Below are 12,706 nucleotides of genomic sequence, written 5' to 3'. Positions count from 1 at the left end.
AGGTTATACAAAAGTCGTAGGTTAAGTATGAATACATTCAAGATTAGTGAGCTTGCTAAAGAGTTCGACATTACTACCCGAAGCATTCGTTTCTACGAAGACTTGGGGCTTTTGGCACCAGAAAGGAAGGGAAATACCAGAATCTACAATGGCCGTGATCGAATTCGACTGAAACTTATCTTGCGAGGGAAACGTCTTGGCTTTTCTCTGGCCGATATCAAAGAGCTGTTTGAGCTTTACGATACCGATCAAAACACTGAACAACTGCAATACATGATTCAGTTAATTGAAGATAAGAAGGCCACACTGCAGCAGCAGGCGAACGACATTAATGCGGTTATGTTTGAGTTAAATGCTGCGAAGTTGCGATGTGAAAACACATTAAAAGCCATGAATGGTAAAGAAGCCACCTGACAATTCTTCATCGGATATGTAGGTGGCGTATAGGCAAGGATACGCAATGAAATCGACCTACACATCCCTGAATTTTGTTTACGATGAAGACATTAACCTGTTACGCGAACAGGTAAACAGTTTCGCAGCGAGTGAAATCGCTCCTCTGGCTCAATCTATTGACCAGTCAAACGAATTCCCAAATCACCTTTGGTCGAAGCTCGGTGAGATGGGGCTTTTAGGGGTTACCAGTAAAGAAGAATTTGGTGGTGCCGACATGGGTTATCTTGCTCACGTCATCGCCATGGAAGAGATCAGCCGGGCATCAGCCTCTGTCGCACTCAGTTACGGTGCTCACTCCAACCTTTGTGTCAATCAAATCCACCGCAATGGCACACAAGCTCAAAAAGAAAAGTACCTGCCTAAACTCATTTCCGGTGAACATATTGGTGCGCTCGCAATGAGTGAACCCGGAGCAGGTTCTGATGTTGTCTCTATGCAGTTACGCGCGGAACGCAAAGGCGATATCTATCTGTTAAATGGCAACAAAATGTGGATCACCAATGGTCCAGATGCTCATACCTATGTTGTCTACGCCAAAACCGAACCAAGTCTGAACGCCAAAGGGATCACCGCTTTCATTATCGAACGGGGCTTTCCTGGCTTTTCACAAGCTCAGAAACTGGACAAGCTGGGAATGCGAGGTTCGAATACCTGTGAACTGGTTTTTGAAAACTGCGAAGTACCTGCTGAGAATATTCTGGGTCAGGAAAATCAAGGCGTTCGAGTTCTGATGAGTGGTCTGGACTACGAACGCGTCGTTCTGGCAGGCGGACCGCTTGGTATTATGCAGGCGTGTATGGACATTGTTGTTCCTTACATCCACGACAGAAAACAGTTTGGACAGTCTATCGGTGAGTTTCAGTTGGTTCAGGCTAAAGTTGCCGATATGTACACCCAGATGAATGCCGCAAAGGCTTATGTCTATGCCGTTGCTTCTGCTTGTGACCGAGGTGAAACCACACGTAAAGATGCCGCAGGTGCCATTCTATATAGCGCTGAACTTGCCACGAAAATGGCATTAGACGCTATTCAATTATTAGGAGGAAACGGTTATATCAATGAGTTTGATACCGGACGCCTACTTCGTGACGCCAAACTTTACGAGATAGGTGCGGGTACTTCCGAGATAAGACGTATGTTAATCGGTCGAGAGTTGTTCAACGAGAGCGCATAACCCAGCTCGAATCCAAATCCATAGTTTATAAATCGATTCAAATGAAGCGACAAGCCGCGCTGTTTGTCGCTCAAATGGAGAACAACAACTTATGACTTGTTTAACAACAAACATAAATACTCAATCTGAGCAGTATCATGAAAATTACCGCGAGATGGCTGCATTAGTTGACCAACTTTACACGGTAACATCCAAAATTGAAGATGGCGGTGGTGAAAAGGCACGTGAACACCAACACAAGAAAGGAAAACTTCCGGTCAGAGAGCGAATCTTAGCTCTACTCGATCCCGGTTCATCTTTTCTGGAAATTGGCCAGTTTGCCGGGTGGGATGTCTACCCTGATTATGTACCTTGCGCTGGCGTTGTTGCGGGTGTCGGTCAAATAGACGGCATCGAATGCATGATTGTCGCTAATGACGTTACAGTAAAAGGCGGAAGCTACTACCCTCTTACCGTTAAAAAACACTTACGCGCGCAGGAGATTGCCAGAAAATGCCGCCTTCCCTGTGTCTATCTGGTTGACTCGGGTGGTGCAAACCTGCCACGACAAGATGAGGTATTTCCAGATAAAGAACATTTCGGGCGCATTTTCTACAATCAGGCTCGCATGTCTGCCGAAGGGATCGCCCAGATTGCTGTCGTTATGGGATTGTGCACCGCAGGCGGGGCTTACGTTCCTGCGATGTGCGATGTATCAATCATCGTCAAAGAGCAAGGCACTATCTTTCTCGCTGGCCCTCCACTGGTAAAGGCAGCGACAGGTGAAGAGGTAAGTGCTGAAGATCTGGGTGGTGCGGATGTGCACTGTCGTACTTCAGGTGTCGCTGACTACTATGCAGAAAATGATCATCATGCACTCGAACTAGCAAGGCAGGCAGTTTCTCAAATCAACTTTGTAAAACCTAACCAACTCAGGCAACAAACTCCTCAACCACCTAAGTATCCCGCGCAGGAACTGTACGGAATTGTAGGGACCGACCTCAAAAAGCCGTTTGATGCAAAAGAGGTCATCGCCCGCATCGTAGACGACTCCAGATTCGACGAGTTTAAAGCTCTGTTTGGGGAAACACTGGTCTGCGGCTTTGCTCATATACATGGTCTGCCCATAGGTATTGTGGCCAATAACGGCATCCTGTTTTCAGAGTCTGCCCAAAAAGGCGCCCATTTTATTGAGTTGTGCGCACAGCGAAAGATCCCGCTTCTGTTTTTACAAAACATCACCGGCTTTATGGTGGGGAAAAAATACGAATCTGAAGGCATAGCAAAGCATGGAGCCAAGATGGTTACTGCTGTTGCCTGTGCTGACGTACCTAAGTTCACCGTTGTTATCGGAGGTTCATACGGAGCCGGAAACTATGGCATGTGTGGACGAGCATACGATCCAACCATGATGTGGATGTGGCCCAATGCACGTATTTCGGTAATGGGCGGGGATCAGGCTGCAGGCGTTATGGCACAAGTCACCCGAGACATCAAAACACGAAAAGGCGAAAGCTGGAGTACAGAAGAGGAAGAGGCATTTAAGAAACCAATTTCTGAGCAGTATCAGGTTCAAAGCCATGCTTATTACGCCAGTGCGCGACTATGGGACGATGGGATCATCGACCCGGCTAAGACCCGGGATGTAGTGGGTATCGCTTTATCAGCGGCACTGAATGCGCCGATTCCAGATAGCAAGTTTGGTGTTTTCCGTATGTAACCGCTACGGCAATAACTTAGTGACCAGGAGTACAACTCCTCTAGAAATCCCACTAAATCCTCCACCAACAATGATGGCTTTAGTGAAAACAAAAAATCGACACAGGACGTCACATGACAGGACTACTGCTTGAAAAAGACAGCAACAACGTCGCTTGGCTAAGCCTTAACCGGCCTGAAAAATATAACGCGTTCAATGATGAACTTATCGCTTCTCTGATACAGGTACTTGATGAACTTGAGCAAGACACTTCTCTCAGTGCTCTAGTTCTCACAGCACAAGGCAAACACTTCTCAGCAGGTGCCGATCTGCAATGGATGAAGTCGATGGCCAGCAAATCAGAAGAAGAGAATCTGGAAGATGCCAGACAACTCGCCTCGCTGCTAAATAAGTTGGATACCTTCTCCAAACCAACTATCGCTCTTGTGCAAGGTTCCGCATTCGGTGGGGCTCTTGGCTTAATTTGCTGTTGTGATATCGCGGTTGGTACACCCGAAAGTCGCTTTTGCCTGAGCGAAGTAAAGTTAGGCTTGATACCCGCAACAATTGGCCCTTATGTCATTAAAAGCATAGGCCAGAGGCAAAGCAGGCGTTATTTCCTGACAGCTGAGCAAATCGATGCGGAAAAAGCACTATCACTGAACATTCTCCATCAGATCTCGCCAAACCCACTCAGTGAGGCCAAGAGCATCCTCGGTAATCTGTTACAAAACGGACCAAACGCAATGAAAGTCGCCAAAGCACTCTGTCTGCATTGCCACAATAAACCTATTGATGATTCATTAATTGAACACACCAGTCAGGCAATTGCATCCATTCGAATATCTGAAGAAGGGCAAGAAGGACTGACTGCTTTCTTTGAAAAGCGTACCGCCAACTGGAGGAATCATGTTTAAAAGAATACTCATCGCCAACCGCGGCGAAATTGCATGCAGAGTGATAAAAACAGCCCGAAAGTTGGGGATAGAAACCATTGCTGTCTATTCCGATGCAGACAGTAGCGCTCTTCATGTTAAACAGGCTGATTACGCGGAGTATATTGGCCCTTCTCCAGCGAGTGAATCTTATCTTGATGTCGATGCCATTATTCGCGCTGCCACGAAGTGGCAGGCAGAGGCCATTCATCCGGGGTATGGTTTTTTGTCTGAAAACGCCAGATTGGCGCAAGCATGTATCGACAACCGCATCGCCTTCATTGGCCCCTCTGCCAATGCAATAAACCTGATGGGCTCCAAGTCTCAGGCTAAAGCAATCATGTCTGATGCGAATGTACCTTTGGTTCCCGGTTACCACGGTGCAGATAACAGCGTCGAACATCTGATAGCGGAAGCAGAAAAAATTGGTTATCCGGTCATGTTAAAAGCCACTCAAGGTGGTGGTGGTAAAGGGATGCGGGTTGTAAACAATGTTGAAGAGATGCCTGCAGCGATTCATGGTGCACAGCGAGAAGCGTTATCAAGCTTTGGTGACGACCAGCTTTTGATTGAGAAGTGTATCTTGCAGCCGCGCCATGTTGAAGTGCAGGTCTTCGCTGATGAACATGGAAACTGCCTTTACCTTTCGGATCGCGACTGTTCTATTCAGCGTCGCCATCAAAAAGTCGTCGAAGAAGCACCGGCGCCCGGTTTATCTGATCAGCTGCGAAAGCAAATGGGTGAAGCCGCCGTACAAGCCGCTCGCGCAATTGACTATGTTGGCGCAGGTACAGTTGAGTTTCTGCTGGACAGCCGCGGAGAGTTCTACTTTATGGAGATGAACACCAGACTTCAGGTAGAGCATCCGGTGACGGAAATGATTACGGGTATCGATCTGGTTGAGTGGCAGCTACAGGTTGCTGACCATCAGCCACTTCCCATTCGTCAGCAAGACGTGAAGCACAAAGGTCATGCGCTGGAGTTACGGATATACGCTGAAGATGCGAACAATGACTTTATGCCCTCTACCGGATGCATTGAATATCTGGCTGAACCGGCACAAAATGACTATGTTCGATTAGACAGTGGCATCGTTGAAGGTGATGCGATTAGTGAATTTTACGACCCGATGATCAGTAAATTGATTGTATGGGGCGAAAATCGAAATATCGCACTCAAACAGCTAAAAAGTGCACTTAAAAACTATCATATCAGTGGTATCACCACCAATATTGGCTACCTGCACAGCATCATCTCACAACCTGCTTTTGCCAATATTGAACTGGACACTAGTTTCTTAGTGACTCATCAAAGCGGCATCGAAGAAGCTCAGAATATTTCCAAATCCGTCTGGTTAACGTTGGCGGCAGTAGCTCGCTGGAAATCACTCTCAAAACAACAAAAGTCCGTATCACCTTTGAATCAGGGATTTAGACTGTCAGTAGAAAACATCAATCGATTTAACTTCACTTGTAGTCAATCCAACAACGAAGTCATTCTTAAACTCGACTCAGGAGCACTTGGCTCGGCATCTTCCTCGTTAATAAATGTGCATCTCGATGATCAACACTATCAGGTGCGTGTTCTGGACAGCGAACACCATATTTCTATCGATATTGACGGCGTACGTGTTGTCTTCAATGCACTGGTTGATGACAGCCACACTGCGTTGTTTTACATGGGGCAGCAGCACTCTTTCAGCCACCAGCCAACCTTTGAGTCTGAGCGAGATAGCAAAGACGCACTCAACCCAGTCGCACCATTGAACGGAATCATCTCCGCTATCATGGTTGAAAAGGGCGATAAGGTTTCAGAAGGTCAGGCATTACTGGTTCTGGAAGCAATGAAAATGGAGTACACCATTTCCGCTACGCAAGCAGCCACTGTCGAAGATATCCAGTATCAGTTGGGCGACCAGGTGCCACATGGCGCAGAGCTTCTTAAGCTCTCTTCAGTCGCCAGCCTACAGGAGCAAGACAAGGAGGCCGAACATGCTACCAGCGAAGGCTAATATCGTTGAGGTGGGTGCCCGAGACGGATTGCAAAACGAGTCAGCGGTAACACTGAGTGACAAAGTAAACCTAATCAATCAACTCAGTGAAAGTGGCGTGAAGCATATTGAGGCTGGCTCTTTTGTCTCTCCCAAATGGGTGCCTCAAATGGCAGATTCTGCAGAAGTATTCGCTCAGATATCTCAGCGACCTGACGTCATATACAGTGCGCTAACACCAAATATGGCGGGTCTGGAACGCGCGCTGGAAGCTGGAGTGAAGCAGGTTGCGATATTTGGTTCTGCATCCGAGTCTTTTAGCCAAAAAAATATCAATTGTAGTGTCGCTCAGAGCCTGGAACGCTTTGAACCAGTGGTAGCCAAAGCCAAAGCACTCAATGTCCCGGTTCGAGGTTACCTCTCCTGCACTATGGTATGCCCTTACGAAGGTGATATTGACGCTAAACAAACCACCGACATTGCGAACACACTGTTTGATATGGGCTGCTATGAGATTTCTCTGGGGGATACGGTAGGGAAAGCCACACCGAATAAGGTCATCACTCTTCTGGATTCGCTTTTAGAAAGGCTGCCGAAGGATGCAATAGCAGTGCATTTTCATGACACCTATGGGCAGGCTCTTGCTAATATTTATCAGGCTCTGCTGATGGGAATCAATACTATCGATAGTGCAGTAGCCGGTCTGGGTGGATGCCCTTACGCAAAAGGCGCCAGTGGAAATGTAGCAACCGAAGATGTGCTCTATCTTTGTAATCAGTTGGGAATTGAAACTGGTGTCGACATCGACCTAGTCAATCAGGCTGGCTGGCGAATCTGTCAGGCTTTAGGGAAAACGCCTTCTTCAAAAGTGTCGCTGGCGCTGGGAGACCCATATAGTTTGTAAATAATGAAGAGCCGCAGGCGTTTTTAATATCCCAAATATCAACAGCAAATATTACAGCCACTGTTATTTGGAATCAGAATTTGCTGGCTAACTAGCAACACTAATTAGCCAGCAAATTTAATGACCAGATTAAAGTTTAAACTGGCCAACCAGATTTTTTAAATCTAACGTCATCTGTACGAGTTCTTTGTTTGCCGATGAAATTTGACTCATACCAGCCGCTGACTCTTCACCTATCTCACTAATACTCTGCATGTTTTTAGTAATTGCGTTACTAGTTTGGCTTTGTTGTTCCGTTGCGGCAGCAATTTGATGGTTCATATCATTAACCAGTTGTACCGCTCTTGTAATATTTGCTAACGCATCATTAGCGCGCTGACTTTGCTCTACAGTACTCCGGGCTTGTTGTTCGCTAATACTCATTACATTAGTTGCGGTATCAGCGTCAGAATGAATACCCTCTGTAATGGTAAGAATTTCTCGGGTAGCCACTTGAGTTTTTGCAGCTAATGTTCGAACTTCATCTGCAACAACGGCAAAGCCTCTTCCGGATTCACCCGCTCTTGCGGCTTCAATTGCTGCATTTAGGGCAAGCAGGTTCGTTTGATCAGCGATATCTTGAATCACACTCAAAACTTCACTGATACTCTGACTACGCTTAACCAGTTTATCAATAACGTCAGTTGTACTGCCCACATCTTTAGCAAGGGTACGAACATCATCAATACTTGACTCTGATATTGTCTGTCCAAGATGCACTTCTTGTTTTGCTTCTATGGCTGCAGATTCGGCTTGATTTGAATTCCTGGTAATATCTAAAACTGTGGTATTCATTTCTTCAAGTGAAGCGGCTATTTGATTGATGTCGTTTTGCTGCTTCCTTGCACCTTCGTTCGCCTGAACCATCACAACCGCCATTTCCTCTGACGTCGTAGAAAGTTGCTCAGTTGATTGAGCGACAGAGCTCACCGTGAAATGGATTTTCTGTACAAATGTATTGAATGCTTTTCCGAGCTCAGCTAGTTCATCTTTACCCTTGTCATTTAACCTTACCGTTAAATCACCCTCTCCTTTAGCAATATCGTCCATAGTACTGGTGACACATTTCAAACGCTTGGCTATCGTTCTTGCTACGATCAAAACAATGGCACTTATCAGTAAAGCAAAACCAATACTCAGTGATGTAAGCATGAATCTTGTATTCTCTCTTGCTAAAACGATTTGTTCTTCAATGTGCTTTGCTTCGTTATCCAGGAGTGATTCCGTGGTTTTTATTGCGTTCCTAAGCTCTCCCAGAAGGCCTTGATTCTCCGTTAGACCTTTGTGCTTAGACAAGGTAACAAACTGCTCGAATGCCTGATAATACTGCACTAATTGAGATGAAATAACTTGCTCTACAGCGGGATCCAAGTCCATCGTCATTTGCATTTCATTGAACTGCTTGCTGAACTTCTCCATATACTTCATATTCAAACGAAGCATGAAATCTTTCTCATGACGCCTAAGAAGCAATAACTGACGTGAAAGCTCTGTTTGCTTTGTCTCTTCTATCAGAACCTGTAAATCTCGCGCAGCTTGCCTTAGCTCTCCATAAGCGCCTTAGGTTTCGTCCAGCCCTAACTGCTGCTGGATAGCAACTAACTTGTGAAACCCCTCTTTGTATTGCTCAAAAGCACCAGTAAGTTGAGATAAACTGCCGAACTCGATGTCTGCCTGAGACAATTTATCATCCAGTATTGATAAGCTGGTAATTAGGGCTCGGTAATTGGATTCATATTGATCCTGGTACTTGAGTTCTTTTCTCGTTAAAAAGTCTTTCTCATTTTTTCGGAGCATTAGCATATTCGCTTTCAGCTCAGCCACATACCTAGAAGCCTCGATAGAGTGCTCAATCTTTAAAACTAAAGCTTGAGTACTTAACATCAGAGTCGCTAATCCCAAGGCAATAAGGATGGTTATGGAAGCCAGCATCTGTCTGATTGACATGGTTATATCCCTATTTACAACTTAAATTGTCCAACCAACTCATTGAGCGCTTTTCCGGCATCAGCCAGTTCATTTGCAACAACACTAGAATCATGACTTGACTCTAACAGTGATGACACAATCTCTCTGATTGCGACAAGATTCTGGTTAATCTCATCAGTGACCGAGCTCTGTTGCGTAGCAGCCGTTGCTATCTGCACCGTCATTGAATTTATTGCCTCAACAGCATTTCCTACTGAGTTCAGTCCCTCCGTAATGTCAGAGGAAGAACTAACTACATCTCCGCATGAAACTTTGCTCTCATTCATTGATATAACGGCTTGTTGTACATAGCTATGTAACTCATCCAACATCTGTTTGATTTCGAGAGTACTGTCCTGTGTTCTGCTGGCAAGGCTGCGAACTTCATCTGCAACCACAGCGAAGCCGCGTCCTTGCTCTCCGGCACGAGCTGCTTCGATCGCCGCATTTAATGCAAGCAGGTTTGTTTGCTCAGCAATTTCTCCAATGACTTTCAGAACGTTATCAATTTTATGAGACTGCTCTTGTAACGAACTCATATTGTCATTACTTCTCTCCACGTTGCTCTCTAGAGAAGAGATGGACTTGTTAGAGACATCTACAAGACGAAGTGCATTTTGAGAGTCCTGATTTGCGTTGTTGGTGGCACTCGCTACTTCATTGGTATTTCTAGCCACTTCCTGTGCGGTAGAGTTCATTTCTGTTATTGCTGTTACAACCTGCTCAGTTTCATGATTATGTTCTTCTAATTGATGCTGTAATTTAGAAGTCTGCGTGTTGATAGAAGAAGCCGCACTTGTTACATGATAGGTTGCATCTGACACGTCCGACATTATTGTGTGGAGTTTTGCAATAAACTGATCGAAAGCATTACCTAACTGAGCAATTTCATCTGAGCCACTAGCATTGATTCTAATAGTTAAATCACCGTCACCGTTCGCGATATCTTTAAAGTTGGCAAGCATTGAACGAATAGGTGCCGTAATTTTAGAAGAGATATAAAACATAAGCCCGATGACAATGACAACAAGCACAATAGTAGTAACCACAACCGTCGTTACTTGCTGATACATACGAGTTTCAGCTTCTGCACTAAATTTCTCTGTCGCTGCAATGATGTCATCCGTATATAGCCCTGTCCCTAAAAACCATCCTCCGGAGTTTGCAATCGGTGAAGAGTAAGCGATTTTGGGCTGAGGTTGACTGTAACCTGGCTTGTCATAAATGTATTCAACAAACCCGCCACCTTTTTTTGCGAGTTTTTGTAGCTCTACGGTTATTTTTATCCCGTTTGGATCGGTAAGGCCCATACCTGGCTTGCCTTCTACCTGAGGCTTCAGGCTATGGACAATAAAAGTACCGTTATTATCAAAGATGAAAAAGTAGCCTGCATCATTATCCGAGTAACGCGCTTTCGATAGGGCAAGCCGGACAGCTTCCTTCGCGTCTTCACCGGTGCCCATTCTTTCAACTACCTCTTCAACAACAGCGGTTGCTACTGAAGCGGTGTCATTAATATTACTTTTTCGCTCTTTTATTAAAGTGTTGTGGAAGTTTTTAATATCGATATCTAAGGCTTTAGCCTGTAGATTAATGACAATAGCTAACGTGACAGTTGTTGCAATGATCATTGGTATCAAAGCGACTAATAGAAACTTGAATTTCATAGAAAAATTGCTCATAACACTTTCTCATTTATAATTATAAGTGAATTTGTAAGGGGGAAATTTAAGTAAATAGCATTATAACGCAGCATGGTAATATCAGAACAACTCCACTCATTACCATATTTAATAAAATATTAAAAACTGTGTTTATATAGAAAAACTATACAGCAATAAATATTAAAACAAAACAGACAAAATTAACCTAGATCATGTTTCAAGCGTGAATATTCAATCAGATGTTGTTTATCTCACGACTAATATAGCCTTTGTATATACGGATTATATCTCTACTTTTACACCTACTATTAATTTCCAAATAAATATAGCGCTCATTATTACTATTTATGTTGAAAAATGATTTGAATGGTGTTTTTCGTAAACTGAAGACTAAATAAAGCCTTGATGTAACAGTTATTATATAGTAATACCTCTTCATTTGGCTCAAAGTTCCATACACAGACTCAATTTGCTCAAGAGCCAATTTGTTCATAATATGAAATATATCTTCATAATTTATCACAATTAAATACATCACATTTGGCCGAGAGCTAATTAAAACCTGACGTATATTTATCTTAATGTATATTAAGATAAATATACTTTTAATTTTCAGTGATAAACACATCACAATACACAGCCATACCGGTTAAATAACAACCATGATATGACCAAAAATTACACACCTCATCTATACCTAGATTATTGTAGATTCCATCTTAGAATTCTAACTAATCTTATTAACAATAAATCAATCGCAAACTTGAGACTCGATTCTTTATTCTAATAACTCTCAGTATTTATAGAATAAAGTTATTTTAGTGTGCTTATTCTAATGGCTTAGGTTGAAGCTGAGTTGCATTCATCAATGTCACAATAGGAGCAACTCAGCCTTAAGAGTGTTGCTTGCTTTTGGGATAATACATCTAGCTCTGAGCTTACGACCTTACTTGCTCTCTCTCATCTTGTTTAGTGGTTTTCGCTTTCCACCGATGATGATTGATAGCTTAGACTCACCACAACAGCCACCCTGGATGGGTTTGCGAGAAAACATGACACCAATTGATAGCATCGCTATGCAACATAGAAATATAACAATTGCGAGGATTAGCGTAATCATTCAACCTCTCCTTTTCATCTCCCTTCCTATATAGTCATAGTCTCCTTTCTTTGAGCTTACAAAGTTAACTTTGTAAGCAGATATTGCCTTTCGGGTTGCCCATCAATTTTTCTGCCACACCATCCAGTATTCTTTTCCGGCAAACACCTCAACACTATCTTCAACAGGGTTAGACTCGATAAGGGTAAAACCAGGCATTAGCCTCTGTTTTAACTCGTCTGTACGCAGACAGAAAGGCGGGAAGCGTGAGCGGTAATCGTCACTTACAACAAAGTAACCAACAAGTAATCCCCCACTGACAATCAATCGCTCTACCATGGAAAAATAGTCATCCCATTTGTCCCTTGGCAGTGCAGCCAGGAAAGCTCGCTCGTAAATCCAGTCAAATGGCTCTGAGAATTTTGTTTTGAACACATCCCCGTGATGAACCAGGTGACCATAACGACCCAGCGTTTCTTTTGCCAGACACGCGGCTTCTTCACTGTAATCCATCGCTACTACTGAATGCTCATGCTTAACAAAGCTAAGAACTTCGTAAGCAGCGCCACAGCCAGGAATAAATACTGTTCTTTCTGACGTACTTTGTGTTTCTAAGAACTGTTCCAGTTGCTTTGGAGAGCCACGGCGATCCCAAGGCATGGTTCCTTTCACAAACAGTTGGTCCCAAAACTGAACATCTATATTTGGCTGTTCCTTGCTTTTCATACGCTATCCATACCCGTTTGTTAACTTTGCTTTTTTAACAATAAATAAAGGGATACGTGCTACCGCACTGTAT

Annotated in this window: 11 protein-coding genes; 6 read left to right on the top strand and 5 right to left on the bottom strand. The window is 44.0% G+C overall.

Features of this window, described 5'->3' with window-relative positions:
* Positions 1-27 precede the first annotated feature (27 nt).
* The 6 genes from SNR28_RS01770 (at position 28) to SNR28_RS01745 (ending at position 7,137) form a co-directional block, all read left to right on the top strand.
* A complete protein-coding gene (locus SNR28_RS01770; RefSeq protein ID WP_375749307.1) occupies positions 28-414 on the top strand; it encodes a MerR family DNA-binding transcriptional regulator in 387 nt (128 codons plus the stop codon).
* Between the two features lie 46 nt (positions 415-460).
* A complete protein-coding gene (locus tag SNR28_RS01765; protein ID WP_375749306.1) occupies positions 461-1,630 on the top strand; it encodes an isovaleryl-CoA dehydrogenase in 1,170 nt (389 codons plus the stop codon).
* A gap of 91 nt (positions 1,631-1,721) precedes the next feature.
* Complete coding sequence (locus SNR28_RS01760) at positions 1,722-3,329, top strand: carboxyl transferase domain-containing protein (protein ID WP_375749305.1); 1,608 nt, start codon at positions 1,722-1,724, stop codon at positions 3,327-3,329.
* 113 nt (positions 3,330-3,442) lie between these two features.
* Positions 3,443-4,225, top strand: a complete 783-nt coding sequence (locus SNR28_RS01755) for an enoyl-CoA hydratase/isomerase family protein (RefSeq protein WP_375749304.1) — start codon at positions 3,443-3,445, stop codon at positions 4,223-4,225.
* Positions 4,218-6,254 (top strand): acetyl/propionyl/methylcrotonyl-CoA carboxylase subunit alpha, encoded by a 2,037-nt coding sequence (locus SNR28_RS01750; RefSeq protein ID WP_375749303.1) that lies wholly within the window; start codon positions 4,218-4,220, stop codon positions 6,252-6,254. The genes SNR28_RS01755 and SNR28_RS01750 overlap by 8 nt, the downstream gene beginning before the upstream one ends.
* Positions 6,235-7,137, top strand: a complete 903-nt coding sequence (locus SNR28_RS01745; RefSeq protein ID WP_375749302.1) for a hydroxymethylglutaryl-CoA lyase — start codon at positions 6,235-6,237, stop codon at positions 7,135-7,137. The genes SNR28_RS01750 and SNR28_RS01745 overlap by 20 nt, the downstream gene beginning before the upstream one ends.
* A 129-nt stretch (positions 7,138-7,266) precedes the next feature.
* Here SNR28_RS01745 and SNR28_RS01740 read toward each other — a convergent pair whose 3' ends face one another.
* From SNR28_RS01740 to SNR28_RS01720, 5 genes are all read right to left on the bottom strand, one after another.
* Positions 7,267-8,619 (bottom strand): methyl-accepting chemotaxis protein, encoded by a 1,353-nt coding sequence (locus tag SNR28_RS01740; protein WP_375749301.1) that lies wholly within the window; start codon positions 8,617-8,619, stop codon positions 7,267-7,269.
* A 117-nt stretch (positions 8,620-8,736) separates the two neighbouring features.
* Complete coding sequence (locus SNR28_RS01735) at positions 8,737-9,123, bottom strand: hypothetical protein (protein ID WP_375749300.1); 387 nt, start codon at positions 9,121-9,123, stop codon at positions 8,737-8,739.
* Positions 9,124-9,137: 14 nt separating this feature from the next.
* Positions 9,138-10,826 carry a methyl-accepting chemotaxis protein gene (locus tag SNR28_RS01730; protein ID WP_375749299.1) on the bottom strand — a complete coding sequence of 563 codons (1,689 nt, stop codon included), beginning with the start codon at positions 10,824-10,826 and terminating at the stop codon, positions 9,138-9,140.
* Positions 10,827-11,754: 928 nt separating this feature from the next.
* Positions 11,755-11,928 (bottom strand): hypothetical protein, encoded by a 174-nt coding sequence (locus SNR28_RS01725; RefSeq protein ID WP_375749298.1) that lies wholly within the window; start codon positions 11,926-11,928, stop codon positions 11,755-11,757.
* 102 nt (positions 11,929-12,030) lie between these two features.
* Positions 12,031-12,633, bottom strand: coding sequence for a methyltransferase domain-containing protein (locus SNR28_RS01720; RefSeq protein WP_375749297.1), 603 nt, complete (start codon positions 12,631-12,633; stop codon positions 12,031-12,033).
* Positions 12,634-12,706: the final 73 nt, after the last annotated feature.

This window comes from Vibrio iocasae, assembly GCF_042245395.1.
Classification (GTDB): Bacteria; Pseudomonadota; Gammaproteobacteria; order Enterobacterales; family Vibrionaceae; genus Vibrio; species Vibrio iocasae.
The sequence above is the reverse complement of the archived record's forward strand: the minus strand, read 5'-3'. Positions and strand labels throughout refer to the sequence as shown.

What these genes read in the sequence shown, in the direction of transcription:
- SNR28_RS01755 (WP_375749304.1), top strand. Translation starts at nt 3,443, where the DNA reads ATGACAGGACTACTGCTTGAAAAAGACAGCAACAACGTCGCTTGGCTA.
- SNR28_RS01730 (WP_375749299.1), bottom strand. Translation starts at nt 10,826, where the DNA reads ATGAGCAATTTTTCTATGAAATTCAAGTTTCTATTAGTCGCTTTGATA.
- SNR28_RS01765 (WP_375749306.1), top strand. Translation starts at nt 461, where the DNA reads ATGAAATCGACCTACACATCCCTGAATTTTGTTTACGATGAAGACATT.
- SNR28_RS01725 (WP_375749298.1), bottom strand. Translation starts at nt 11,928, where the DNA reads ATGATTACGCTAATCCTCGCAATTGTTATATTTCTATGTTGCATAGCG.
- SNR28_RS01770 (WP_375749307.1), top strand. Translation starts at nt 28, where the DNA reads ATGAATACATTCAAGATTAGTGAGCTTGCTAAAGAGTTCGACATTACT.
- SNR28_RS01745 (WP_375749302.1), top strand. Translation starts at nt 6,235, where the DNA reads ATGCTACCAGCGAAGGCTAATATCGTTGAGGTGGGTGCCCGAGACGGA.
- SNR28_RS01760 (WP_375749305.1), top strand. Translation starts at nt 1,722, where the DNA reads ATGACTTGTTTAACAACAAACATAAATACTCAATCTGAGCAGTATCAT.
- SNR28_RS01735 (WP_375749300.1), bottom strand. Translation starts at nt 9,123, where the DNA reads ATGTCAATCAGACAGATGCTGGCTTCCATAACCATCCTTATTGCCTTG.
- SNR28_RS01740 (WP_375749301.1), bottom strand. Translation starts at nt 8,619, where the DNA reads ATGCTTCGTTTGAATATGAAGTATATGGAGAAGTTCAGCAAGCAGTTC.
- SNR28_RS01720 (WP_375749297.1), bottom strand. Translation starts at nt 12,633, where the DNA reads ATGAAAAGCAAGGAACAGCCAAATATAGATGTTCAGTTTTGGGACCAA.
- SNR28_RS01750 (WP_375749303.1), top strand. Translation starts at nt 4,218, where the DNA reads ATGTTTAAAAGAATACTCATCGCCAACCGCGGCGAAATTGCATGCAGA.